The sequence below is a fragment of the Paenibacillus sp. HJGM_3 genome, from assembly GCF_045062745.1.
Taxonomy (GTDB): domain Bacteria; phylum Bacillota; class Bacilli; order Paenibacillales; family NBRC-103111; genus Paenibacillus_AA.
Window position 1 is genome coordinate 12,953 of sequence record NZ_JBJGED010000031.1, and the last position, 24,617, is coordinate 37,569.

Consider the following 24,617-nt stretch of genomic DNA (forward strand, 5'->3'; position numbering starts at 1 on the left):
AGATGACACTTATGCGTTTTCTATTCCATGGGAAACAAATGGAAGTTACGGATGCTATGAAGCAATATGCGGAACAGAAAATCAGACGCACGGAATTGGTCGCTCAGGTCGAAGAAGCCGTGGTCACATTTATCGTAGGCGGCCACAAGCAGGACACGCACAAAGTAGAAGTCTTGCTCCGACTGGAGGGAGGTGTCGTCCGGGCGGAAGAACGTACGGACGATATGTACGCCTCGATAGACGCAGTAGCGGACAAGCTGGAGCGGAAGCTTCGCAAGCTGAAGGAAAAGATGCGCAGAAGACTCCGCCGCGGGGGCATGCCGGAGTTTGCCTCGAACACGCAAGTGGAGGAGGAACCGAACCCCTTTGAGATCGTACGGGTCAAGCACGTCGGCTTGAAGCCGGTCGATGTGGAGGAAGCCATTCTGGAGATGAATTTGCTCGATCACAACTTCCATGTTTTCATCAATAGCGCGACACGATCGACGGACGTCGTATACAAACGGATCGACGGAACGTATGGATTGATTACCTCTCTTGTGCGACAGGCGTAGACGGGAGCTGTTGCCGGGGAGGAGGAGATGGATCGTGATGACCGGCGTCATATTAGCAGGAGGGTTCGATCGCAGAATGGAGGGGCAGATCAAAGGGCTGCTGCACTTCGGGGATGAGTTGCTCATCGTACGTCAGCTTCGGCTCATGAAGCCGGTTTGCAACGAGTTGATTGTGGTAACGAACGAACCCAAACCGTATTTCCGTCTATTGGATACGGAGATTCGCATTATAACGGATTTCGTACCGAACCGTGGACCGCTGGGCGGCATGTATGCGGGGCTCAGTCTGGCCCGCAACCGGGACGTATGGATCGTCGGGTGTCATATGCCGTTCCTGTCCGCCCAAGCGGCGGAGCTGCTCCAGACCAAGAAGCATGAAGGCTTTGACGCGGCGCTTCCCTGGGTCCAAGGCCGCGTATATCCGCTGCACGGCGTGTATGACCGATCCTGTGCCGAGGCAGTATGGCGTCTCTTGCAAAGCGGGGACCCGGCGGTATCCCGTGTATTGAAGGAAATCTCGTGGGGAGAACTTCGCGAAACCGAATTCCAGACGGAAGGAATCGAGTCTTCGTTCATCGACTGCTTCAATACGCCGGAGGAATACGCAGGGCTGCTGGTCAGGCGACATTAGCGAGAAAATATTGCAAATTCCGCTATGGCGAGTGATTAATCTCACAAGGAAGGCAGCGGATCGGATTTATAATTAAGCCATCAAGAACAAGGGAGATGGTCGATATGATGAACTGGTTAAGAACGAACAAGTACGCGGCAATCCTGTTGATGTTCGTCCGGTTGTATGTCGGATACGAGTGGTTGACCGCGGGGTGGCACAAGCTTACCGGTGCAAAGCCATTCGATGCCACGGGGTTTCTCAATAACGCTGTGGCCAAGCCGGTGCTCGAAACCGGGACGACCGACATGCTGTATCCGAACTATGTGGCATTCTTGAAAGCTTTCGCGCTGCCGAACGTGAAGCTGTTCAACGTCATCATCCCGTGGGGGGAGCTGCTTGTCGGGCTCGGATTGATCCTTGGCTGTTTGACAACCGCTGCGGTGTTCTTCGGAATGCTGATGAACCTCATGTTTATGCTGGGAGGTACCGTAAGCGCCAACCCGTGGTTGTTCTTCCTCGGCACCATTGTGATCGCGGCGGGTGCGAACGCAGGGAAATTCGGGGTAGACTACGCCGTGCTGCCGCTGCTCCACAAATGGTTTGATAAAGCGTGGGAGCGCATCTTCCATAAGCCTAGAGGTCGATTGACCCACTAAATCCTACAACAAAACCCTCCGGAACAGCGAGTTCCGGAGGGTTTTTCGTCTAAACTTATTGCGCATCGCGCTTATCCCACTCGAAGCGCTCCTTCAGCGACACCGGTGCGAGCTGGCGGCCTTCGCTCAGGCGCAGCGCCAGTTTGGACGCGAACAGCCCCAGCACGAGACCACCCGTCATATCGGTCAGCCAATGGATGCCCAGATAAAAAATCGAGAAAATAATGATAACCGCACTGATCGGCACGAACCGTTTCCAGAACAAGTTGCCCGACCGCCGCGCCAAAATCGCCAATGTGACGGACAGCGAGGTGTGCAAGCTCGGGAAGCAGTTGTCCAGCCCGGACAATGGACGGTATTCCGTCTCGAAGGACGGGAACACGTCGAGCATCAAAAAACGGACGTTCGGATTGAACGCGTGCACTTCAGTGACCGGGAAGAACAGGTAGAACGGAATCGCGATCATGTAGTTGAGAATAATCGCATAGCACAGGGCGTAGAACAGCTTCTTGTTCTTGTGCAGCAAATATAGGAACATCGAGCCAACCATGAGCGCGGTGAATACCACGACATAGTAGTAGCTGAGCACATGCGTCAGGAACGAGTTCTCGAACAGCTTCTGAAACATCGAGACGAACTGCCCCTCCAGCTTGAACACAGAAGGCGTGAAGTCGGCGTGATAGTCCATATTCCGTTCGACGGACTGCTCGATTTTATTGAAGAATAGAACCAGCAGCACCGCCGCGAAATGAAACAGGACTTTGCGGGACGTGAATATTTCATGAACAAAAACCCCGGCGGCGTGAAACGGCTGCAGGGGGTTTCGATTCATCGAGAAAAATAGCAATATATATACCGAAACGGCAATCAGAATCGCTACCTGGGTCATCGAATGAATGAGAAACATGATGCTCCCCCTAAAAATGGAAAATGTTGATGTCATGAACCTAACTATTATAGCACAGGGGAAGGGGAAGGGAAATGACCAGTTAGATCCTTTCTTAACAAAACAAGCCGGCATGGAACAACCGCATAAGGAAGCTTCTTACTTCCGGTTTACGCCGATCATGCCGCCCAGAGCGCCGCTTGCGAAACAGAGCGACAGGACGGCGAGCGTAGCGGCGTCTAGTCCGGCATCGAAACCGAGGAATCCGGCCAGCAGGATGATCACGCTGTAGATGACACCGGCCAATCCGCCGTGATACCATCCCTTCTTATCCGCCCGCTTGCCGCTGCTCAGGCCGCCGAATGCGGAGGCAAGCGCATGGATGATGTAGACCCATGCGGTGAGCGACTGCTCCTTCATGTTGGTCCAAGTGAGCAGAATCGACAGCACGAGCAGACCGATTAGCAGGACGATTGCGGCGCTGATGAGCCCGGACAGCAGAGGAGACGTGATGCGGATACGGGGAACTTTAGTGAATGAATTCATACTTCTTGTACACCTCCCGACTTAGTGGAATTTACGGTTTGTACACACACTTCCATTGTATGGGCGGCTTGGCCGAATTAGTACAAGGAAAGGGCCGACCTTGCCAATTATTGAACACCCAAGCGTTGCATGAGCCCGGTGGGCCATGGTCAGAATACCAATGAATCCATATTGAACGGGGGGATCGGGTTGGCGTCCAGTGATGCTTGGGTCGTTCTTTTGCGGACCGTACTGGTGTACTTTGTCGTGTTCCTGATTATGCGAATCATGGGCAAACGAGAAATCGGCAAGCTGTCGGTGTTCGATCTGGTCATCTCGATCATGATCGCCGAAATTGCGGTATTCATCATTGAAGATACGGAGATGCCGATTATGCACGGCGTGCTCCCGATGACGATCTTGGTGTTGATTCAGATCTCGATCGCATTTCTCGCGCTTAAGTCGCAATGGATCCGGGATTTGTTCGACGGCAAGCCTAGCTTTGTAATCGAGAACGGAGAGCTGAACCGCAAAGAGATGATGAAGCAGCGGTATACGCTCGATGATTTGCTGCTGCAGCTGAGAGAAAATAAAGTGACGAATGTGGCCGATGTGGAGTTCGCGATTCTGGAAACGTCGGGCAAGCTAAGCGTAGTGGAGAAAAATAAAGAGCAGGCGACCCAATCCGGGAACGGCAAGTTTTATTATGAAGGGCTGCCGCTACCGCTCATCATGGACGGCAAAGTCCAGGAGCAAAATTTGGAGAAGATCGGGAAAACCCGGTTCTGGCTCAAGAATAAAATTCAGGAGCGAGGGGCGTCGGACTTGAAAGACGTGTTTTTCTGCTCGATCGACCATAGAGGGAAGCTGTATATCAATTTGAAGCGAAAGAAGTGAGGGCCGGTCAGCTGCGGAAAAAACGCCCGATCCACGGAATGCGTCCGACGTCTTCCCGGTCCACCATACCGAGCAGGACGATGGAAGTCAAGTAAACGAGGCTGCCGATCAAGCACGCGGCCAAAAATTTGAGCAGCGTCTGATCCGTCCAAGCTCCATACATCGTGAAGTGGCAGCAGGCGGCCATGATGAGCATCCCGATGCCTGCTTTGAAAAAATGCACGCCGTCCATGCGGAACTTCACGTGTCTCGACACGCTGTTCCAATGCAGCAACGTGACGAGGATAATATTCGCGTTGATCGCCACGACCGCGCCGAGGATGCCCCATTGCGGCTGCGAGGCGAGCCAAACGATGAGGCTGAGCTTCACGGCGGCTCCGATGAACGTGTTCATCAGGGCCGTCCCGGGGCGGTCGAGCGCCTGCAGGGTCGCTTGCAGCGGGCCCTGAAAATAAATGAACAAGGCGACCGGAGCCATCAGCTTCAGCATGCGGGCGGCTTCGATATTGCCGTACATATAATAGCAGATCGGTTCGGCGAGGATATACATCAGGACTACGAACGGGGCGCCGGATACGAGCGCGAGCTTAAGCGATTGGTGCAGCCGTTTGTGAATCGTGATCCGGTCGTTCTTCGCCGCCGCTTCCGAGAGCGAAGGAACGAGCGAGACGGAGAGTGAGTATGTAAGCGCCCCGGGCAGCAGCAGGATCGGGATGACCATCCCTTGCAGCATCCCGTATTGGGCCGTCGCCACACCGGTGGCAATGCCCGCGAGCGCAAGGCTCTGCGCGATCATGATCGACTCGAGCAGGTAGGATGTCGAGCCGACGAGGCGGCTGCCGGTTACGGGAACCGAGATGGAGATAATGCGACTTAGCTGCTCGCGGAACCGGTGTTCCTTGGCCGTGGCGATCCAGTTCTGCACCGACCGGCGAAGCGGGTTGCGGTTGTGGTGGTAGAGCAGCACGAGCATGCCGCACAGCTCGCCGAAGACGACCCCGATCATGGCGCCGGCCGCAGCCTTCTCGACGCCGAACGGCAGGAGCAGGTAAGCGAAGAGGAGCATCGCCACGATGCGGGTCACGGTCTCCACGATCCCCGAGACAGCCGAAGGAATCATGTTCTGACGCCCTTGGAAATAGCCGCGGAAGACGGAGGAGATGGCTACGATCGGCAGGATGGGACTCATACTGACGAACGTGTCGTACACGCGGGCATCGGTCAGCAGCCGGGTGGTTATCCAAGGTGCGGCAGCCATGCAGACGGCCATGAAGAGCAGGCTTAAGCTGACCGTAATGGAGAGCGATGCTTTCAGAATCGTTCGGATGCGCTGCGCATTGCCCTCGGATTCCGCTTCGGCGACCAGCTTGGCCACCGCCAGCGGAATGCCTCCCGTAATCAAGGTCAAGACGACGATCATGAATGGATAGCCCAACTGGTACAGCCCTACGCCTTCCGCGCCGATGACGCGGGGCAGCGTAATGCGCGGGATGAAGCCGAGAATGCGATTGACGATGCCGGCCGCAAGCAGGATCATGGTTCCTTTTATAAACGATTGTTTGTCCACGCGGTTTCTTCCTTCCTGGGCAATGTACGGGGGCATGTCTTTTGTGGAGCCTAGTTATGGATATGCTACATGTGGCCAAGCTCATGCAAAGTTTTTGGTCCAAGCCCGTATGCCAGGCAGGAATCGGCTCGTTCGCAGCGAATACAGTAATACTGCTGTTCTAGAACGGAGGGAAGCGCATGACGTGGGGGAGCGAGATCGACAAAAGCCGGTTGTCCGACGAGGAGCAGGAGCTGTGGCAGACGATTCGGGAGCTGTGCGACAGCAAGGCGGACGAATTCCGCATGCTGGGCTACGACAGCGTGACCGGCCAGGATGTCTGGAACTGCGTCAGCGACAAGTACGGAAAGCAAGGTCAACCGCTTTTGCACAAAATGGTCAACGATATTTTATCGCTGAAGGTCACAACCTTGATGAACTGGATGACGCTCAGCATATACAAAGGGGCCCAATTCTAAATGTTGGGTCTTTTTTTGTGGAGCTTTCATCTTATGGGAGTGCAGTCAGGACCGAGCCAAAATTTTGCGGACTCGAGTCAAATTGACTCATATTTTGCGGATGGCTATAATGGGAATATTGAGGATCGAAGGGAGTACGCCTAGATGGATGTAAAGAGACTAGTAACCTTTCTATTAATCGTAGTAGTCGCCTTGGGGGTTGTAGGTGGGACAAGCCCGTATCTGCTGAAAAACATTCGCCTTGGGTTGGACTTGAAGGGCGGCTTCGAGATTTTGTATGAAGCCGAGCCGATCGAGGCCGGCAAAGCCATTACGCGGGATTCGCTCGTGGAGACGGCGAAGAGCCTGGAGAAGCGGGCCAATGCGAGCGGCGTTGCCGAACCGGAAGTGACGACCGAAGGCACGAACCGGATTCGCGCGAAGCTCGCAGGCGTGGAGAACCAGGACGAAGTGCGCCAATTGCTGAAAAAGCCGGCCGAGCTCAGCTTCCGCGGACCGGACGGCACCAAGGAGTTAGTTGGTAGCGATTTCGTAGAGGGCGGAGCCGAAGTCGGCTTCGGCAGCACGAACCAGCCCGAGATTCATATCAAGGTGAAGGATGCGGCCAAATTCAAGGCCGTGACGGAGAAGCTGCTGGGCCAAAAGCTCGCCATCTATCTCGACGAAACGGAATTGTCCGCCCCCGTCGTCCAGTCCGTGTTGTCCGACGGCAACGCGACGATCTCCGGCAGCTACTCGTACGAGGAAGCGAAGAAGATTAAGGATACGATCAACCTGGGCGCCCTGCCGCTCAAGTTGACCGAGAAATATACTCAGTCCGTAGGCGCGACACTGGGCCAACAATCGCTGCACCAGACGGTGCAGGCGGCGATTATCGGGTCATTGCTCATTCTGATCTTTATGATCGCGTTCTACCGCATTCCAGGGGTAGTCGCTTCGATCACGCTCATTACGTACACATGGGCGGTCCTGCTCATGTTCAACTTCATGAACGCGACGATCACATTGCCCGGCATCGCCGCGCTCGTGCTCGGGATCGGGATGGCGGTCGACGCCAACATCATCATGTACGAACGGATTAAGGAAGAGATCCGCAGCGGCAAGAGCTTGCTCTCCTCGCTGAAGGCGGGTTCGAAGCATTCGTTCCGGACGATTATGGACGCCAACATCACGAACATTATCGCCGGCGCGGTACTATACTACATCGGGAACGGTGCCATCCGTGGATTCGCGTTGACGTTGATCGTCAGCATCCTGGTCAGCATCTTGACGAACGTCTTCCTGTCGCGCTTGCTCATTCACTTGCTGATCCGCTCCAATCTGTTCAAGAAACCAGGCTACTACGGCGTGAAGGAGGCGGAGATCCGTGCACTTTAAAGATTACAAGTCCCATTTCGATTTCATTAAGCACCGGAACATCTTCTTCATCCTGTCGAGTGCCGTTACCGTAGTCGGGATCGTCATGCTGCTGCTGTTCAATCTCCACTATGGGGTCGATTTCAAATCCGGGACTTCGATGGACATCTCGCTCGGCAAATCGATTACGGTTGAGCAGGCGGATCAGCTGTTCGAGGAATCCGGGTTCGTGCCGGCGGTCCGAACGATCGGCGGAGATGCGGGCGACCGCGTGTCGGCCCGATTCGACGATATTCTGAGCGATCCGGACAAGAAAACCGTCACGGACGTCTTCGTCAAAGCCTACGGCCCGCAAGTGTCGACCGAAGTGAATACGGTGACGCCTGACATGGCCAAGGAGCTCGGCAAAAAAGCGCTGATCGCCGTGGCGATCGCGAGCTTGGGCATTTGTCTGTACGTGACGATCCGGTTCGAGTGGCGGTTCGCGCTGTCGGCGATCGTGACCATCCTCTACGATGCGTTCTTCGTAATCGCCATCTTCTCGATCTTCCGGTTCGAGGTCGACTTGCCGTTCGTGGCGGCCATTCTGACGACGATCGGGTATTCGATCAACGATAAGATCGTCATTCTCGACCGGATCCGGGAGAACATCCGCTTCTCCAAGCTGCGGACCGAGGAGGACCTCGCGGATTTGGTCAACAAGAGCATTTGGCAGACGATGGGCCGCTCCATCAATACGGTCATTACCGTACTCGTGGCCGCCCTGTGTCTATTCATCTTCGGCAGTGAGTCCATCAAGCTGTTTGCCCTGGCGAAAATTATCGGCCTGGTGAGCGGCGTGTACTCTTCGATCTGCCTGGCTACGCCGATGTGGTTCCTGCTGAAGCGCAAGTCGATGAAATCGAGAAAAGTAGCGGTCGCGGCGAAGCAATCCTAAAGCAATCGATGCGGAGCTCATGGCCGTGCGTCAAACATAATAGGTTCAAGGGGTGGCAATATGACAGAGCAGCGATTTGAAAAAGCTCGTTTTGCTGCTTGGTTGGGCATAGTCGGCAATGTGATGCTTACGGTGCTGAAAGCCGTCGTCGGCCTGCTGTCGGGGAGTAAAGCGCTGATCGCCGACGCGGCCAGCTCCGCCTCCGACGTGGCGGGCTCGATCGCCGTGCTGATCGGTCTGAAGGCGGCGAAGAAGCCGGCGGACGCGGACCATTCTTACGGACATGGCAAGGCGGAATCGATCGCCGCCATCGTCGTTTCGGTCTTGCTCCTGCTCGTCGGCCTGGAGATCGGCCTGTCGGCTGTGAAGACGATCTTCCGCGGCGTGGAAGCCCCTCCGGAATGGTACGCGCTCATCGCGGTAGGCGTGGCGATCGTGGTGAAGGAAGGGCTGTTTCAATACAGCATCCGCCTCGGCCGCAGAATTTCCAGCCAAGCCCTGATCGCTAGCGCCTGGGACCATCGGACCGACGTGCTGTCCTCCATCGCCGTTCTGTTAGGCGTAGGAGGCGCGGTATTGGGGGATTACCTCGGCCAGCCGTGGCTGTACTATGCGGACCCGGCCGCCGGTCTGTTCGTGGCGCTGCTCGTGCTGCGGATGGGATACCGGATCGTGATGGAATCGGTTCATGTGGCGATCGAACATGTGCTGCACAAGGAAGAAACGGAAGATATGCTGGACACGGCCCAGCGGGTGAAGGGCGTCATCGCGGTGAATGAGCTGCGAGCGAGAGAACACGGCCATTATGTCATAGTAGATATTAAAATCAGCGTGAACCCGAGAATCACCGTGTTCGAAGGCCACGAGATCGGCAAATGCGTCAAGCAGCAGCTGCTGCGCCGGTTCGGCCATGTCTCCGACGTGATGATTCACGTCAATCCATATGATCCGGGGTACCCGTACAAAAACAATGTGGATTCCGATCAATCCGAACACCCGACCCTGCTGCATTAAGGCGGCGGGAACGGAGCGATGAAGCGGGGGGCCCAGGAGGAACAACATGCTTCATTCAAAAGCAAGATGGACGGCGGCGGCAAGCGATTCTCCGGCAGCGGAGCAGCTGGCCGCCCAACTGAATATACACCCTGCCGTCGCCAGACTTCTCGTAGCCCGAGGCATGACGACCGTAGAGGAGGCGGACCGGTTCTTAAACGGGGGAAAGGATCATGTACATGATCCTTTTCTGTTGGATGGGATGGATGCGGCGGTCGCACGAATCCGGCAGGCGCTGCAGAACGGGGAGAAAATTCGAGTCTACGGCGATTATGACGCTGACGGAGTAAGCAGCACTGCGCTTATGACGCAGCTGCTCCGGATGCTAGGGGCGAACTTCGACACCTACATCCCGCACCGGATGCTCGAGGGCTACGGCCTCAACAATGCAGCGCTCGATGCCGCCCGCGAGGCGGGCGTCTCCTTGCTGATCACGGTGGACACCGGGATTAGCGCCACCGAGCAAGTCGCTTATGCGACGCAGTTGGGCTTGGAGGTCATCGTGACCGATCACCATGAGCCGCCGGAGCAATTGCCCGATGCTTATGCGATCATCAATCCGAAAAAGCCGGGCTGCCCATACCCGAACAAGCAGCTGGCCGGAGTAGGAGTCGCCTGGAAGCTGGCTCACGCCTTGCTGGGCGATATACCGGAAGAGCTGGCCGAATATGCGGCGCTGGGGACGGTCGCCGATTTGATGCCGCTCCTCGGGGAGAACCGCTGCATCGTGAAGCTGGGGCTGTCCCGGTTGGCGGCCACCCGGCATCCGGGCTTTCAGGCGTTGTTCGGCGTATGCAGCCTTGCGGGCAAGGAGATCACAGCCACCCATCTCGGCTTCTCCCTGGCGCCGCGGATCAACGCCAGCGGGCGGCTGCAGCATGCGGGCGATGCGCTTCGGCTGCTGACGACGGACGACTTGGACGAAGCGGAGCGGCTGGCGGAGCAACTCGACCGGCTGAACAAGGAGCGGCAGCGGATCGTCGACGAGATGACCGATGAAGCGCTCCGGCTGCTGGAGGCGGAAGGCGAGTCGGCTCTGCGGCCGGTGATCGTCGTAGCCCGGGAGGGCTGGAACACCGGCGTAATCGGGATCGTGGCGGCGCGGCTGCTGGAGCGGTTTTACCGGCCGGTCATCGTCCTTAGCATCGATGCGGAGAAAGGGATTGCCAAAGGCTCCGCCCGGTCGATCGCCGGCTACGACATCCATCGCGCCCTCTCGAAGTGCGACGACCTGTTGGACCATTACGGCGGGCATCAAGCGGCCGGAGGCATGACGCTCGCCCGGGAGGCGATCGGGGCGTTCGGCGATCGACTGAACGAGCTGGCCGAAGACTGGCTGAACGAGGACGATTTCGTTCCCGTGCTGCAGGTCGACGCGGAATTCGCGCTGGACGAAGTCTCGGTGGACAGCATCCGCCAGATTGAGGCGCTTGCTCCGTTCGGGATGGGCAATCCGTCTCCAAGAGTCCAGCTGTCCGGGCTCGCCGTTCAGGACATGCGGCTGCTCGGCAAGGAGAAGCAGCATCTGAAGCTGCAGCTGGTGCAGAGCCTGAGAGAGTCTGCCGTCACGGTGGAAGCGGTGGGGTTCGGCTGGGGACCGCTCACGGAGCTGCTGTCGCCTACGGCGAAGGTGGATCTGATCGGCGAGCTGTCGATCAACGAATGGAACGGGGTGCGCAAGCCCCAGCTCCTGCTTCAGGACATGCGCGTCGGCGAGCTCCAGGTGTTCGACTGGCGCGGCCAGAAGCGGCTCGCCCAGAAGCTCGGCGAGCTGGACGGCAGCCGGTCGGCGGCCGGCAAGATCAGCCGCATCGCTCCGTCCCGGCGTGCGCTCGTCATCGAGTCGAGCTACCACTGGAGGCGGGAGCGGAAGCTGGTCGAAGCTGTCGGGTGGCCGATATACGGCTGGGATGCGGAGCGAGGCGCGGTGCCGCTGGACGCGGCGGCAGAGGAGGTGCCGCTCGCGGACGTGACCGATCTCGTGCTCTATTCGCTGCCGAATGCGGAAGCGTCGCTGCACCGCTTGCTGAAGGCTGCGGCCTCGGTGGAACGGATCTATCCCGTGTTCGCCGACTGGAATACGGACGATTGGAAGCTGCCGGCGCGCGAGACGTTCAAGAAGGTGTACGCCCTCCTAATACATACCGGGCGATGGTCCATGGAAGACGACCGGAGTATCGGACAATTTGCCAGCCAAACGGGTTTGTCACCGGAGACGATTCGGTTTATACTTGTAGTGTTTGAGGAGCTGTCGTTCGTGGAGCGGTCCGAGAGCTGGATGCAGACCGTCCCCCAACCGGCCCGGGCCGAGCTGGAGTCGGCCCCCTCGTATCGCGAACGGCAAGTGCGGCTGGCGATGGAATCGGCTTTGATTTATTCCACCGCTCAAGAGTTGACGGACTGGATTACGAAGAAACGGCTTGATTTCATTCCATTGGAGGTTCCCGTATGAATTTGAAAGACTACATTCGCGTCATCCCCGACTTCCCGCAGCCGGGTATTCGGTTCAAGGATATTACGACGCTGCTGAATAACGGCGAGGTGTACCGGAGCGTGATCGATGGGCTGGCCGAGCACTACAAGTCACAGAATATTGACCTGATCGCCGGTCCGGAAGCCCGCGGCTTCGTCGTCGGCGCCCCGCTCGCGTACGCGCTCGGCGTAGGGTTCGTGCCGATCCGCAAGAGCGGGAAGCTGCCTGGCGAGACGGTGGAAGCCGGGTACGACCTGGAGTACGGCAAAGACAAGCTCGCGATGCACAAGGATGCGATCCAGCCGGGACAGCGCGTCTTGATCGCGGACGATCTACTGGCCACCGGCGGGACAATCTCGACGTCGATCAAGCTGATCGAGCAGCTGGGCGGGCAAATTGTCGGCGCGGCGTTCCTGATCGAGCTGTCGTACCTGAACGGGCGCGACAAGCTGGGCAACATCGACGTGATGTCGCTCGTCACATACTGAGTCAACTCACGCGTGAAGCGCAAGCCGCCATCTCCGAATCGGAGCGGGCGGTTTTTAGCATTCAAGAGAGAATCCCTCTCTTCTTCCTCAGCAGCATGATGAGCAGCAGGACGACAGGGATGGCGATTTGAAAAATGGTGAACAGCTTCAGGCTGGTGTTGAACCCGATCGAAATGTGATACGTATAATTCGGCTCGAGGAAAGCGGTGCCGTAGATCACGCAGCCGATGGGGAATGCCCAGCGGGAATAGGATGTTCCGGTCAATTGGGCCAAGCCGAGGACGGCGCATAGGAAGAAGGCGGTCATCTTCATGAACAACCCGATGTAAATCAAGAAAGTCACGAAGACGTCCAGACGCTCGAAAAGGTGCGCGACCGAGATCAGCTGGACGGATTGCAGGAAAGGAAGGGCGCTCATACCGGCAAGAGTCGGCCCCAGAATGGCCAGATTGAGCGCATTCATAAAGATTAAGAAGCCGGCAACCGCCGAATAGGCGCCGATTGACGATTTCACAGGGATCCGAGTGTTGCCGTTCAAATGCCAAAACATAAGAAAGATGACCATCTGCCCGAACGGAAACGACACGATGTCCGGAAAGGCTGCCCGGAGTACAGGACCTAGGCCGTTCTCCGCTATGGGGGCTAGCATGCGGAAATGAACGATTTTCGAAACGAACAACAGGAGAACGAGAATGGCATAGCTGACGATGACCACCGGCAATAATACCTCGGAAATCCGGAAAATCACTTCCGTCCCTTTGTAGACGCCGTAAACGGCGATGAGGACGACGAACAGCATGATCACGGACATAGGCGTACTGGTGAGAAGGGACATCGTCATCAACTCGCCGAAGTCTCTCACATTGCGCATCGATTCGTAACCGAAGTACACGATGTAAGATAAGCCTGCAACAGTCCCGAGGACGCGGCCAAAGTACAGTTTCAGCATCCCCATCAAATTCAGTCCGGGTTCCCTCTGCTGGATCGTGAGGAACAGCCCTACGAGCAGCAGCCCGAAGACGGCGGCGAACGCCATCGCCAGCCATGCATCCTGCTTTGCTTTGCTTCCGATGAGGAACAAAGGCGTACTGCCGATCTCGAACAGCACGATCATGCCCGCGATCTGTTTTGTTGAAATCCGTTCCGTGCTGTCGGTCATTCGCTTGGCAGACCTCCCATCAGCTGTACAATCCACTTGCCTGCAGGCAGGAAGAAGGCGTTCAGCGGGGATACGGCCGTCAAGAGCGGCCACCCGTACAGCTTACCCAGGCTTAAATAGGCACACCATCCCAGGATCAGGACGTACCAGACGATATCCCGTCCATTCCCTTTTCCGAGCATCGCCCGGATGCCCGCGTAGAGACCGATGCCGTACACGGCGACCCAGAGGGCCGTCCTCATCCCCGCACTCATCCTAATCACCTTTTTTCCGGAGTTTGGAACGTTTTGTTGCTAAGCCCGATCCGATCCATAGAGACGGTGACATGGGGCTTCATTTCGATCTTGACGAACTCGGAAGCCCAGTCGTCTTTCAGGGTTTTCCAGTCCTTGGGATATTTGCGATGAATGGCGTCCGCAAACCCCAGTACATCGACACGCAGCTGTTTGGTCGCTTGCCAGGATTTGTTCACGATGCGTGTTATTTCCTCCGCGACTTGCTTTTCCAGCTGCTTCACAACGTCGGGGTTGGTCAGGTCCAAGGCACAGCCGCTCTCCATCAAAACCCCGTCCCCTGTAATCTCCACGTCCATGACGAAGCGGCCGTTTTGCTTTTTGGGCTTTAGCTTGGTGGTGGACGATTGTATTCGGAATGTAGAGTTATAACCTTGTCCGTCGGGCTGATTGCAGGAAAACGCAAGTCCGCTTATCTTAACTTTATTCGTAATAAAGGATACCCCGAAGCCTTCCTCTTTCGTGAGCCATCCGGCCAGCTTGTCTTCCCGGACCACAGCGAGTCGATCCAATCGGAATTTGGATGTAGAATACGTTTTTTTTAATGCATCCATAGACGTTTCCTTCGGCTCCCCGGACACGATGATTTCGGGGATTACTGCGCTCTTGGCAGGACCGGTCATGGTCATGGAGAGTTCATACAGCATCACGTTGGGCAGCATCGAGGTGATCTCAGATTCATTGATCATGATTGTGCGGATGCCCATGCCGGGAATTTTCTCGGTATGCATGATTTGCTCGAGAACGGACCTGGCGCTTCCGCTCGTAATCAGCACACTCACTGTTTCGCGGGCGTCGGGGTTGCGATAATGCAGATCCAGAATTTGGTTCAGTCCGTAGCGAGCTACTTGCTCGCTGATCAACAGGACGTTGTTATGTGAGAAAAAAAGCCGGCGGGAGTGTTCCATAGACGCATGGTTAACGGCTTCCCTGATGGTTCGCCCCCGCGTGGAAAAGACGGATACGGGCGATTGGGCGGTGCCGCCGCTGGCAGTCCCCATGCCTGCCGAAATCGCGGACGGGGTAATAACCTGATACGTAATGACCCATTCCTCTCCATCGCGATCGAATGCGGTGGCGGATGTGATCGAGAGCTCATTCAGCTCGATTCGATTCCAGCATCCGGGGAGAACGGTACAGATCAAGAGCAATAGTGCGAATACTCTAAGGTTGTGCATGTCAGGATTTCCCTTTCATCGATCCCGGACTAGTCATACGGAGGCAGAGCCAAATGATGAAAGGAAGGATAACATTGAACGTCAGCAGCAAAGGGACAAGGGCGTATGCATTGAAGTAGTTGAATAACGGAGTTTTGGCCCAGGAAAATAAAGAACTAAGTATGGCGGTGAGCCCCAGCGCGAACAGGAAGGGCTTCTCGCTCCGAACGCGGAACGTCTGGACAAAGCAATGAAAGGCGCCGAACATGAAGATCGAGATTTTCACATACATCATGCTGATCCAGATCGAGATGAAGAGGAGGTCGACGCGTTCCAAAAATCGGCCCAATTGAATGATCCCGATCATATTAAACGTGGGAAACGCCATATGCTGAATGAGATGCGGACCGAATAGTGAGATGGCGGAGAGGACCACGACGCCGAGTCCGGCCCCCGCGAGAACGACTCCCGTGACTCCAACTTTCCCAGCATGCTGAGGATGGGTCAGGAACGGAGCGATCAGCAAGACGATCGCGACCTCGGACAGCCAGCTGGCCGGAATTAGGCTGCCCTGAACGATAAGGTGCCAAGGTTGATCCCAGATCGGCAGCAGCAATTTTGGATGAACTTCTTTGAGTAGCAATAGCGCCATCACGGTAAAAAAGAGCAACGCGGCCATCACGACTACCAGATTGATCCGCGCGATGACCTCAATCCCCTGGCTGGCCCCATACATCGCCACAGCTACGGAGACGATAATCAGCACGGAGGCCGGTGTTAGGGTCAACACATTTTCGCTCAAAAAATTGATGAATTCCCGGAGAATGATAAGCCCCGTGGAAAAATAATAGTATGTGAGCAACAAGCCGATCCCTGTGCTGAGCGTTCGGCCCAGTCGGGATCGCAGCCACTCGAGAAAGCTCGGATTCGGATTCGTCCGGCAGATCAAGGCGATTAAGGCCGCAACCGCTACCCCGAACATCGTGGCGAGTACGATAGAAATCCAACTATCCTGCTTGGAGAAACGCACCACATGACTGGGAACCGTCAAAATGGCGGTCGGCAGAATCGTGCTCATGACTAACAAAGTAGCTTGTACAGTCGATATTTTTTGGTTCATGATCCCCTCTCCCCTCCCTCCGAATCGGTTTGTTTTTGGGGCGGTGCCGGCTTTTGATTGGGCTTTTGCCTGACCTTGTTGGAGGTTAACCCTTTGGGACGCGTATTCATCCCCCACCAGGGAACGCGGATAAAAACGTCTTTCAAATTTCCTCTCACAAATGGAGCAACCGGCATCAGATACGGAACCCCGAACGATCGCAAGCCCGCCATATGGATCAGGAGCACCATCAATCCGGACATGATGCCGAACAGACCGAGCGTAGCGGCGAGAATCATGAGCGTGAAGCGGATCAGCCGGGCGGCATTCGCCATACTGATAGCGGGAATCACGAAGTTCGCGATGGCCGTAAACGACACGACGATGACCATAGCCCCGGACACGAGGCCGGCCTGTACGGCGGCTTGTCCCAACACGAGGGCGCCCACGATCGAGATGGCGGGTCCGATGACGCGCGGCATGCGAACGCCGGCCTCGCGGAGCACATCGAACGTAACCTCCATGAGCATCGCTTCGAACAAGGCAGGGAAGGGCACGCCTTCCCGTTGGGCGGCCAAGCTGATCAGCAGCGTGGTAGGCAGCATCTCTTGATGAAAGGTTGTTATCGCAATGTAGAGCGAGGGGAGCAGCAATGTTAAGAAGAACGAGCTGTAACGAATGATGCGCAGAAACGTCGAGATGTCGTGACGCTGGTAATAATCCTCGCTCGATTGAAAAAATTTGAAGAACGTGACGGGCGCCATTAGAACGAACGGCGTTCCATCCACGATTATGACGATTTGGCCTTCCAGAATCGCGGCGGCAGCCGCATCCGGACGTTCGGTGTCCTGAACGGTGGGAAACGGCGAGAACGTGGAGTCCTGAATAAACTCTTCGATGTATCCGCTCTCCAGAATGCTGTCCGTCTCGATCGAATCCAGGCGTTTATGGATCTCCGCGACCACTTTCGCTTTCGCGACTCCTTGCAAGTATGCGACGGCGACACTCGTTTGGGTGTTGCTTCCAATAATTTTGACGTCGAACCGGAGATCCGGCGATTTAATCTTGCGGCGCAGCAAGGCCATGTTGGTTCGAACGTTTTCCGTGAACCCTTCTTTCGGCCCTCGAACGACGGTTTGGGAGCTCGGCTCTTCCACGGCCCGCATGCTCCCGCCCACCGTATCGGCGGTCAGGGCGATGGTGGAACCGTCCAATAAGATCGCGGTGCTGCCGTTAAATAGACAGCTGAATACGTCCTCCAGCGTTCGAGCTTCTTTCAGCCCACCGACAGCGAGCGCCTGATCTTTGAGGAATCGGAAAAAAACGTCCGGGCTCCCCAGCTCGGGCAACTCCGATTGAATCCTCTTGGAGAGCTCACCGATCATATAATTGACGCTCGCGGTGTCTACCAATCCGTCGAGGTATACAAAGGCAAACCGTACGCCGTCCGCACATCCGCTTGCAGGGTCCATGATGCGGATGACGATATCAGGGCTTGCTCCCAGCCGGGAGTGGAGCGATTCGATATTCGATTCCAGTTCGGTGGAGATCGGATGATTGGGTTGCGAAGCGCCGCCTTTAGTCGGTGTCGTATTCATAGGTTCCCTTTTGGATGATGGAAGTGTAAGAAAGGTGTACATGTTATCGTTTCCATAATCCGCTAATTCATGCACGGGGAGACACGCCGCGGTAGGCGCCGATATATAAGAAGTCATCATGATCCAAAAAAAGGTCATCATTTTCCCTTATGTGTGTAACCGCTCCCAATTATAATGGCAAGGTACGCTCATTCTAATAGGTTAAGGGGAGAGTGAAGTTATGGGAAGACGGATGTACAAGCTGAATGTGCTGCTGATCCTCGCGCTGCTGCTCACGCTGCTGCCGCCGATTGGGGCGTTGGCCGCGGACGACGCAGGCATCACCAGCGTGACGGACGCGGTTTATGCCGTGTCGCAGGACGGCAGCAAGCAGGTGAAGGTGGACTACGTCAACTTCAACGTCAACAGTCCGACGCAGAAGAGCAACTATGTGGCCTTGTACACGAGCGGTGCTGGCATTACGAACAATACCGTCTACACCGACAAAGTATTTGTGAAGAAATTTAATGTCGCGATCCAAGTGAACGCACAAGGCGTGACGACCGATGTGATCGGTCCGCTGTCCTTGCCGGTGTCGGGCTCGACCCAATGGGAGGCCGATCAGTATATCGACATCCCGCCAGGCGGCTTCGTGCTGATCGCGAGCGATTCCTCGTGGAATACGGCGCCAAAGCCTAGGCAATCCCTCTTCGATTTGCGCGACAGCGCCCTTCATTTGGAGCGCGGAGGGGTTACGGTCACGGCAGCCGACTTCCTGCAGCCGGCCTTGCTGCTGACGACTCAGTCCGGTATGACCGTAACGACCGCTACATATAACATCGAAGGCAAAGTGACGCAGTATGCTCCGAACGCGGGATTATCCGTTACCGTGGGCGGAACGGCGGCTACTGTGCAAGCTGACGGCTCGTTCAGTCAAGCGGTGGCGCTCACCGAAGGCCTGAACACGATCGTCGTGAAGCTGCTCAAGGACGGTGCGCCGCTGCAGGAGCAGTCGCTGTCGATCGTCTATGAGCCGGCAACGGGAGACGTCATCGAGATCGAGGCGCCGCCGCTTGACATTACGGTCGTGGTGGAAGGGCCGAAGAAGAGGATCAACTACATCGACAAGGACGTCTCCGGCATCAGCAACATTATCGCGCTCTTCACGACGGAGTACGGCCCTTCGATCGAAGTTCCGCAGTACAATGTCGCGATCCAAGTCGACGCCACCGGCCATGTCACGCGGATGGTCAATCCGTCCGTGAACGGCGGCACGCCGAGCTGGACCGGCCCGACCAATCTGGAGATTCCGACCGGCGGCTATGTGGTCATGGCGCAGGATAACAGCTACGCGACCTATGACATCAAGAAGTACCTCGCCACGAAGTTCAAGGTGGGGGACATCGCCAAGCTCCGCAAGAACGGCAATGTCGTGTCCGTCTCCGATGTGATGACGGGGCTGGGCGGCAATCCGCGCCTGCAGCTGGACAATATGCCGATGTATACGATCACAGACACTAAGACGACGCTAACCGGCAAAGTGTCGAATTCGACGGGAGTATCGCTGACCGTAGACGGGCAGCCGGTCGCCCTGCAAGCGGACGGGACTTTCTCGTATGAGAAGCAGCTGACAGCCGGACCGAACTATATCGATCTGGTTGTGACCAAGGATAACGTGGTGAGGGAGAAGAAGTCGGTCATCGTCTACAGCCGTCCGTCCCTCGGCACGGAGAAACAAATCATTTTGTGGGTCGATCAGGCTTCGAATGCGAGAAAGCTGCAATCGAGCCAAGCGGTGTACGACTTCCTGCATAAAGCGAAGGAGGCGGGCGTAACCGACGTAGCGTTTGACGTGAAAGGCGTCGAAGGCTTCGTTTCCTACAAAAAGAACGAGTTTACGAACCGCCCGTACGTGAGCGAGATGACGTCTCCGATCCGCAGCGGCTCGAATCCGAATCTGGACTTGCTGGACTTGTTCGTGACGCACAGCCATACATTGGGCATGAAGCTGCATGCAGCATTCAACGTGTTCGCGGAAGGCTCGATCGCGGAGAAAGATTTTGCCGTCATCGACCAGCACCTCGATTGGGAGGAGCAAGTATTCCGTCCGGAAGATGGTGGCGCCATCAAGCGCTTGAGAGAGAGCGACTACGGCCAACGTGGATTGGCGGGGGCGGCGAACGGGGCGCTCGTGCTGTTCGTGAATCCGGCTAACGATCAAGTGCGCCAGTATCAGCTGAAGACGTTCGAGGAAGTGCTCAAAAACTACGACGTCGACGGCATCATCCTCGACCGCGGCCGTTACGACAACGAAACGGCGGACTTCAGCGACGTGACGAAGGCGAAATTCCAAGCGTTCCTGCAAGCGCGCGGCAAGCAGTTGAACAACTGGCCGGCCGACATCTTCACCTACGTAGGCGGCAAACGGACGGATGGCCCGCTGATCCAGGACTGGTGGGAGTTCCGCTCCGGCACGATCTCAAGCTTCGTGAAAGAAACCCACGATCTCGTGGATGTATACGAAGCTTCCAAGCAAAAGCCGATTCAACTGTCCGCCTACGTAGGCGCCTGGTATGAATCGTATTACTTGAACGGCGTCCATTGGGGCAGCCCGGACTTCCGTTATGACAGCCGGTTAGGCTTCCCGACGGAGTCGATCTATACCCCGGAATATTATAAAACCGGTTATATCAATTACATGGACTTCCTCATGGTAGGTACTTACTATAGCACGACCAAGGATATTCAACGCTACATCACGCTGGACTCGATCGTCACGAACGGAGCAGTTCCGCTGTATGCGGGCATGGCGCTGGCGGACCTGCAGGAGCCATCGCTGCAGCGCGAAATTTTCCAGACCGCGATGGGCAGCTCGAATGGGCTCATGCTGTTCGATGCCTCGCTTGCCAACTGGCCGGTCGTGAAAGCTTCGATCGACGATGTGGAATACGTCAAGGATTATCAGATCGGCGTGAGCAACCCGCTGAATCCGCAATCGTTCATCGAAGCGGACTACTACAACATTAACCGGAATACGGGCGATATGAACGTCTATAACGAAGAGTTCGGCACGTCGACCGGAACGAACAAGTTCGGGGTAGAAGTCGTCGCAGACGCGAGCGGTAAAGTCACGACCGTCGTGAACAAGACGCAAGCTTCGACATGGAACTGGTCGGCTCCAGACAGCAACAACAGCACGATTCCGGCCGGCGGGATGGTCGTGTCGGCGATCGACGACAGCGGCATCCGGACGAAGCGTCAGCTGCTGGCGAATACGTACAAGGCGGGCGACGACATTCGTTCGGCCGCACTGTCGGGCTTCACTAACTATGACGGCAAGACGGTGAGCACGGCTGCTCCGAGCATTCAAGGGAACGTGAAGGTGATGGGCGCCGGGTCGACGGTCGAGGTGAAGCTGAACGGCACGCCGGCGACGGTCAGCCAGAACGGGGACTTCACGGGAACCGTGGCGCTTCAAGAAGGAGCGAACGCGGTTAAGTTCACCGTATACGTCGACGGCAAGCTGACGAACGAGAAGACAATCTCGCTCACCTATGTACGGCCGCAGCTCGTGAGCCTCGAGATTACAGGCACGAACGGTGCTCTCAAGGTAGGCGAGACCGCACAGCTGAAGGTGGAAGCGGTCTATGACAACGCGAGCCGCCAAGACGTGACCGCCCAGGCTTCTGTGCAGAGCAGCAACAATAGCGTCGCTGCTGTGGAAGCGAATGCTCTGATCCATGCGATCCGTGCCGGCCAGGTGAGCATTAGCGCCAGCTATGAAGGCAAGCAAGCAACGGCCAGCTTGACGGTGAGCACGGCTACGCCGGAGGCGCGCCCGGACGGGGTAACGCTCCCGGCCACCACGATCGAGTCGTCGGTCGTGAACGGTCAGCCAGCGGTCATCGTCACGATCGATGCGGATATGGTCCGCAGAGCCGTTGAGCTGCTCAAGTCGCAGGGCACGAATGGGCACCAACTCCTAGTAGAAGTGCCTGGCCAACCGGTAGTCGCCCAAGTGCGGATTGCCGCACAAGCGCTAGTAGAAGCAAGATTAGTCTTTAAGGATGCACTGCTCACGGTGAAATCGGGAGCGGCCGCCTTCCAAATGCCGGCCGATGCGCTGGATACCGCCAAGCTGGCGAAGAAGCTCGGCGTTCCTGCGGCGGACATTCAATTCGCCCTCACCCTGGAGCGCAAGATTGGCTCCGAGCTGGACGCTCTGAACGCGATCGTGCAAGCGAACGGCGCAGAACTGGTAAGCGGCGCGTATACGGTGGAGTTAAGCGCCCAGGCGGGGAGCGTGACCGCGGAGCTGGACGATGTAGGCAAGAAGGACGTCACCTTCTCCATTACCGTCCCGGAAAGCTTGACACCAAAAGTAAAAGCGGTCGATTTCGACAAAAAAGAAGGACGCATTCAAAACGTACCGGCCAAGTTCGTTGAAGCGGACGGCACAACAACGGGTGTCATCCGGCATGCCGAGACGAGCACCTATGGGATCGTCCATTGGGAGCAATAGCCCCCGTAATACTAGATTCGGGAAGAGAGCCTTCGGGCTCTTTTTTCCTTTTTTTCCAGCGGGTTTTGGCGAAAAACCCCGATAGTTGACGCAGTGACGCGAGACAGGCATAATGAGAGAAATAGACGTGCGAACGCAAGATATAGAAAGGGTTTAACGATGGGCATTGAGCAGTTACTTGAACGGGCCGCCGCGTACCTGAAGGAGAGCGACCTCAAACGAATCGAAGAAGCGTACGAATTCGCCGAGAAGGCCCATCACGGGCAAGTGCGCAAGTCGGGCGAACCATATATTCTTCATCCGCTCGCGGTCGCCGACATTCTGGTGAATATGCAGATGGACGTGACGTCGATCATCGCCGCCCTGCTGCACGATGTCGTCGAGGATACGACCGTCTCGCTCGGCGCGGTGGAGCAGCATTTCGGGAAGACGTGCGCGATGCTCGTCGACGGTCTGACCAAGCTGGAGAAGATCCAGTTCAAGTCGAAGGAAGAGCAACAGAACGAGAATTATCGCAAAATGTTCGTCGCCATGGCCCAAGACATCCGCGTTATTCTCATCAAGCTGGCGGACCGGCTGCACAACATGCGCACGCTCAAGTTCCAGTCGGAGGAGAGCCAGCGGCGCATCGCCCATGAGACGCTGGAGATTTTCGTTCCCATCGCCCATCGGCTCGGGATCTCCGCGATCAAGTGGGAGATGGAAGACATCGCCCTGCGCTATTTGAACCCGCAGCAATATTACCGTATCGTGAATCTGATGCAGAAGAAGCGGACCGAGCGCGAGCAATACATCGCCGATATTATCGAGAACATTCGCCACAAGCTGGCCGAGATGGGGATCGAGGGCGATATCTCGGGGCGGCCCAAGCACATATATAGCATTTATAAGAAGATGACGACCCGAAACAAGCAGTTCAACGAAATTCTGGACCTGCTGGCGATCCGGGTCATCGTGGATAATATCAAGGACTGTTATGCCACGCTCGGTATCATCCATACGCTTTGGAAGCCGATGCCGGGCCGGTTCAAGGATTACATCGCCATGCCGAAGACGAATATGTACCAGTCGCTCCACACGACGGTCGTCGGGCCGAGCGGAGAGCCGCTCGAGGTGCAGATCCGCACGTGGGACATGCACCGCACGTCCGAATTCGGCATCGCCGCCCACTGGGCGTACAAGGAAGGCGCAGTCGTCCCGGGGGGCACGTTCGGCGAGAAGATGAATTTCTTCCGCGAAATTCTCGAGCTGCAGCAGGAGACGAGCAACGCCTCGGAGTTTATGGAGTCGCTGAAGATGGACTTCTTCTCCGACCTCGTCTTCGTTTTTACTCCGAAGGGGGAAGTGATCGAGCTGCCGGCAGGGTCTGTCCCGCTCGATTTCGCTTACCGGATCCATACCGAGATCGGGAACCGGACCGTGGGGGCGAAGGTGAACGGGCGGATCGTACCGCTTGATTTCAAACTGAGTACCGGCGACATCGTCGAGATTCTTACTTCGAAGCATTCGTACGGGCCGAGCCAGGACTGGATCAAGATCGCCCAATCGTCGCATGCCCGCAGCAAGATCAAGCAATGGTTCAAAAAGGAACGCCGCGAGGAAAACGAGCAAAAAGGCCGGGAGCTGATCGAGCGCGAGCTGAAGCGGCTCGGTCTGGAGCCGTCCACGTTCATGACGGACGAGAAGCTGCTCGAGGCGTGCAAAAAATATAACTTCAACGACATCGAAGACATGCTGTCCGCCGTCGGGTTCGGCGGCATAACCGCCGCGCAGATTTGTACGAAGCTGACGGAGAAGATGCGCCGGGAAGCGGAAGAGATGCAGTACGCGCTCGAGCTCACGTCCGAGGTGCGGGACGTCAAGCCGGCATCGCCGGAGCGCAAGTCGCGGCCAACGCACGGGGTGCGGGTGAAGGGCGTGGACAACTTGCTCGTGCGCTTCGCGCGGTGCTGCAACCCGGTGCCGGGCGACGAGATTATCGGCTACATTACCCGCGGTCGGGGTGTGTCCGTGCATCGCAGCAACTGTACGAACATCCCGGCGGGGGAAGAGGACGACCTGAACCGGATGATCGACGTGGAGTGGGAATCGACCGTCGAGTCGAATTACCACGTCGAGATCGAGATTACGGGCCACGATCGCCGTGCCTTCCTGAACGAAGTGCTGCAGGCCGTCTCGGAGAGCAAGACCGTCATCTCGGCCGTCTCCGGACGCTCGGACAAGAACAAGATGGCGATCATTCATATGACGATCCTGATCAAGCATATCGACCACCTCCAATCGGTCGTGGAGAAGATCAAGCGTGTGAAGGACGTCTATTCCGTCCAAAGAATTATGCAGGGGTAGA

20 protein-coding genes are annotated in these 24,617 nt (G+C 56.6%); 12 read left to right on the forward strand and 8 right to left on the reverse strand.

Annotated features, from left to right (window positions below; translation table 11 throughout):
• Positions 1 to 11 precede the first annotated feature (11 nt).
• From hpf to ACI5FR_RS27225, 3 genes are all read left to right on the forward strand, one after another.
• Positions 12 to 554 (forward strand): ribosome hibernation-promoting factor, HPF/YfiA family, encoded by a 543-nt coding sequence (hpf, locus tag ACI5FR_RS27215; protein ID WP_405460362.1) that lies wholly within the window; start codon positions 12 to 14, stop codon positions 552 to 554.
• A gap of 37 nt (positions 555 to 591) precedes the next feature.
• Positions 592 to 1,185 carry a molybdenum cofactor guanylyltransferase gene (mobA, locus tag ACI5FR_RS27220; protein ID WP_405460503.1) on the forward strand — a complete coding sequence of 198 codons (594 nt, stop codon included), beginning with the start codon at positions 592 to 594 and terminating at the stop codon, positions 1,183 to 1,185.
• Positions 1,186 to 1,289: 104 nt separating this feature from the next.
• Positions 1,290 to 1,823 carry a DoxX family membrane protein gene (locus ACI5FR_RS27225; RefSeq protein ID WP_405460364.1) on the forward strand — a complete coding sequence of 178 codons (534 nt, stop codon included), beginning with the start codon at positions 1,290 to 1,292 and terminating at the stop codon, positions 1,821 to 1,823.
• Between the two features lie 55 nt (positions 1,824 to 1,878).
• On the opposite strand, the gene ACI5FR_RS27230 is transcribed toward ACI5FR_RS27225, so the two are convergent.
• Both ACI5FR_RS27230 and ACI5FR_RS27235 read right to left on the reverse strand, forming a co-directional pair.
• Complete coding sequence (locus ACI5FR_RS27230; RefSeq protein ID WP_405460366.1) at positions 1,879 to 2,730, reverse strand: phosphatase PAP2 family protein; 852 nt, start codon at positions 2,728 to 2,730, stop codon at positions 1,879 to 1,881.
• Positions 2,731 to 2,868: 138 nt separating this feature from the next.
• Positions 2,869 to 3,255: a TIGR04086 family membrane protein gene (locus ACI5FR_RS27235; RefSeq protein WP_405460368.1), complete on the reverse strand. Its 387-nt coding sequence runs from the start codon at positions 3,253 to 3,255 to the stop codon at positions 2,869 to 2,871.
• A gap of 258 nt (positions 3,256 to 3,513) precedes the next feature.
• Here ACI5FR_RS27235 and ACI5FR_RS27240 point away from each other — a divergent pair, with 258 nt between their 5' ends.
• Complete coding sequence (locus ACI5FR_RS27240; RefSeq protein ID WP_405460504.1) at positions 3,514 to 4,131, forward strand: DUF421 domain-containing protein; 618 nt, start codon at positions 3,514 to 3,516, stop codon at positions 4,129 to 4,131.
• A gap of 7 nt (positions 4,132 to 4,138) precedes the next feature.
• On the opposite strand, the gene spoVB is transcribed toward ACI5FR_RS27240, so the two are convergent.
• Positions 4,139 to 5,698, reverse strand: coding sequence for a stage V sporulation protein B (gene spoVB / locus ACI5FR_RS27245; protein WP_405460369.1), 1,560 nt, complete (start codon positions 5,696 to 5,698; stop codon positions 4,139 to 4,141).
• Between the two features lie 179 nt (positions 5,699 to 5,877).
• Between spoVB and ACI5FR_RS27250 the strand changes: the two genes are divergently transcribed.
• The 6 genes from ACI5FR_RS27250 to ACI5FR_RS27275 all read left to right on the forward strand — a co-directional run bounded on the left by ACI5FR_RS27250 (position 5,878) and on the right by ACI5FR_RS27275 (position 12,463).
• Positions 5,878 to 6,156, forward strand: a complete 279-nt coding sequence (locus ACI5FR_RS27250; RefSeq protein ID WP_405460371.1) for a post-transcriptional regulator — start codon at positions 5,878 to 5,880, stop codon at positions 6,154 to 6,156.
• Positions 6,157 to 6,300: 144 nt separating this feature from the next.
• A complete protein-coding gene (gene secD, locus ACI5FR_RS27255; protein ID WP_405460373.1) occupies positions 6,301 to 7,533 on the forward strand; it encodes a protein translocase subunit SecD in 1,233 nt (410 codons plus the stop codon).
• Positions 7,523 to 8,449, forward strand: coding sequence for a protein translocase subunit SecF (gene secF, locus ACI5FR_RS27260; protein WP_405460374.1), 927 nt, complete (start codon positions 7,523 to 7,525; stop codon positions 8,447 to 8,449). The genes secD and secF overlap by 11 nt, the downstream gene beginning before the upstream one ends.
• A gap of 60 nt (positions 8,450 to 8,509) precedes the next feature.
• Positions 8,510 to 9,463 (forward strand): cation diffusion facilitator family transporter, encoded by a 954-nt coding sequence (locus ACI5FR_RS27265; RefSeq protein WP_405460376.1) that lies wholly within the window; start codon positions 8,510 to 8,512, stop codon positions 9,461 to 9,463.
• A gap of 46 nt (positions 9,464 to 9,509) precedes the next feature.
• Positions 9,510 to 11,954 carry a single-stranded-DNA-specific exonuclease RecJ gene (gene recJ, locus ACI5FR_RS27270; protein ID WP_405460378.1) on the forward strand — a complete coding sequence of 815 codons (2,445 nt, stop codon included), beginning with the start codon at positions 9,510 to 9,512 and terminating at the stop codon, positions 11,952 to 11,954.
• Entirely contained in the window at positions 11,951 to 12,463 is a 513-nt protein-coding gene (locus ACI5FR_RS27275) for an adenine phosphoribosyltransferase (protein ID WP_405460380.1), read from the forward strand. Before recJ ends, ACI5FR_RS27275 begins: the two co-directional genes overlap by 4 nt.
• 61 nt (positions 12,464 to 12,524) lie before the next feature.
• Here ACI5FR_RS27275 and ACI5FR_RS27280 read toward each other — a convergent pair whose 3' ends face one another.
• Genes ACI5FR_RS27280 through ACI5FR_RS27300 form a run of 5 tightly spaced genes read right to left on the reverse strand, consistent with a single transcriptional unit; the run spans position 12,525 to position 17,769 of the window.
• The gene (locus ACI5FR_RS27280) at positions 12,525 to 13,622 is read right to left on the reverse strand and encodes a GerAB/ArcD/ProY family transporter (RefSeq protein ID WP_405460382.1); all 1,098 of its coding nucleotides are present in this window, start codon (positions 13,620 to 13,622) and stop codon (positions 12,525 to 12,527) included.
• Positions 13,619 to 13,864, reverse strand: a complete 246-nt coding sequence (locus ACI5FR_RS27285) for a hypothetical protein (RefSeq protein WP_405460384.1) — start codon at positions 13,862 to 13,864, stop codon at positions 13,619 to 13,621. The genes ACI5FR_RS27280 and ACI5FR_RS27285 overlap by 4 nt, the downstream gene beginning before the upstream one ends.
• Before the next feature lie 17 nt (positions 13,865 to 13,881).
• Positions 13,882 to 15,093 (reverse strand): Ger(x)C family spore germination protein, encoded by a 1,212-nt coding sequence (locus ACI5FR_RS27290; protein WP_405460387.1) that lies wholly within the window; start codon positions 15,091 to 15,093, stop codon positions 13,882 to 13,884.
• A 1-nt stretch (position 15,094) separates the two neighbouring features.
• The gene (locus ACI5FR_RS27295; protein WP_405460388.1) at positions 15,095 to 16,192 is read right to left on the reverse strand and encodes a GerAB/ArcD/ProY family transporter; all 1,098 of its coding nucleotides are present in this window, start codon (positions 16,190 to 16,192) and stop codon (positions 15,095 to 15,097) included.
• Positions 16,189 to 17,769 (reverse strand): spore germination protein, encoded by a 1,581-nt coding sequence (locus ACI5FR_RS27300; protein WP_405460390.1) that lies wholly within the window; start codon positions 17,767 to 17,769, stop codon positions 16,189 to 16,191. The genes ACI5FR_RS27295 and ACI5FR_RS27300 overlap by 4 nt, the downstream gene beginning before the upstream one ends.
• A gap of 220 nt (positions 17,770 to 17,989) precedes the next feature.
• On the opposite strand from ACI5FR_RS27300, the gene ACI5FR_RS27305 reads away from it, so the two are divergent.
• On the forward strand, positions 17,990 to 22,270 hold the full coding sequence (locus ACI5FR_RS27305; RefSeq protein ID WP_405460392.1) for an S-layer protein: 4,281 nt from the start codon (positions 17,990 to 17,992) through the stop codon (positions 22,268 to 22,270).
• 159 nt (positions 22,271 to 22,429) lie between these two features.
• A complete protein-coding gene (locus tag ACI5FR_RS27310; protein ID WP_405460394.1) occupies positions 22,430 to 24,616 on the forward strand; it encodes a RelA/SpoT family protein in 2,187 nt (728 codons plus the stop codon).
• The last annotated feature ends 1 nt before the right edge of the window (position 24,617 follow it).

Coding starts and splice junctions, on each gene's coding strand:
- ACI5FR_RS27250 (WP_405460371.1), top strand. CDS start 5,878: ATGACGTGGGGGAGCGAGATCGACAAAAGCCGGTTGTCCGACGAGGAG.
- ACI5FR_RS27300 (WP_405460390.1), bottom strand. CDS start 17,769: ATGAATACGACACCGACTAAAGGCGGCGCTTCGCAACCCAATCATCCG.
- ACI5FR_RS27295 (WP_405460388.1), bottom strand. CDS start 16,192: ATGAACCAAAAAATATCGACTGTACAAGCTACTTTGTTAGTCATGAGC.
- ACI5FR_RS27290 (WP_405460387.1), bottom strand. CDS start 15,093: ATGCACAACCTTAGAGTATTCGCACTATTGCTCTTGATCTGTACCGTT.
- ACI5FR_RS27305 (WP_405460392.1), top strand. CDS start 17,990: ATGGGAAGACGGATGTACAAGCTGAATGTGCTGCTGATCCTCGCGCTG.
- ACI5FR_RS27275 (WP_405460380.1), top strand. CDS start 11,951: ATGAATTTGAAAGACTACATTCGCGTCATCCCCGACTTCCCGCAGCCG.
- ACI5FR_RS27265 (WP_405460376.1), top strand. CDS start 8,510: ATGACAGAGCAGCGATTTGAAAAAGCTCGTTTTGCTGCTTGGTTGGGC.
- ACI5FR_RS27310 (WP_405460394.1), top strand. CDS start 22,430: ATGGGCATTGAGCAGTTACTTGAACGGGCCGCCGCGTACCTGAAGGAG.
- ACI5FR_RS27285 (WP_405460384.1), bottom strand. CDS start 13,864: ATGAGGACGGCCCTCTGGGTCGCCGTGTACGGCATCGGTCTCTACGCG.
- ACI5FR_RS27240 (WP_405460504.1), top strand. CDS start 3,514: ATGCGAATCATGGGCAAACGAGAAATCGGCAAGCTGTCGGTGTTCGAT.
- ACI5FR_RS27230 (WP_405460366.1), bottom strand. CDS start 2,730: ATGTTTCTCATTCATTCGATGACCCAGGTAGCGATTCTGATTGCCGTT.
- secD (WP_405460373.1), top strand. CDS start 6,301: ATGGATGTAAAGAGACTAGTAACCTTTCTATTAATCGTAGTAGTCGCC.
- hpf (WP_405460362.1), top strand. CDS start 12: ATGCGTTTTCTATTCCATGGGAAACAAATGGAAGTTACGGATGCTATG.
- recJ (WP_405460378.1), top strand. CDS start 9,510: ATGCTTCATTCAAAAGCAAGATGGACGGCGGCGGCAAGCGATTCTCCG.
- ACI5FR_RS27280 (WP_405460382.1), bottom strand. CDS start 13,622: ATGACCGACAGCACGGAACGGATTTCAACAAAACAGATCGCGGGCATG.
- ACI5FR_RS27235 (WP_405460368.1), bottom strand. CDS start 3,255: ATGAATTCATTCACTAAAGTTCCCCGTATCCGCATCACGTCTCCTCTG.
- mobA (WP_405460503.1), top strand. CDS start 592: ATGACCGGCGTCATATTAGCAGGAGGGTTCGATCGCAGAATGGAGGGG.
- ACI5FR_RS27225 (WP_405460364.1), top strand. CDS start 1,290: ATGATGAACTGGTTAAGAACGAACAAGTACGCGGCAATCCTGTTGATG.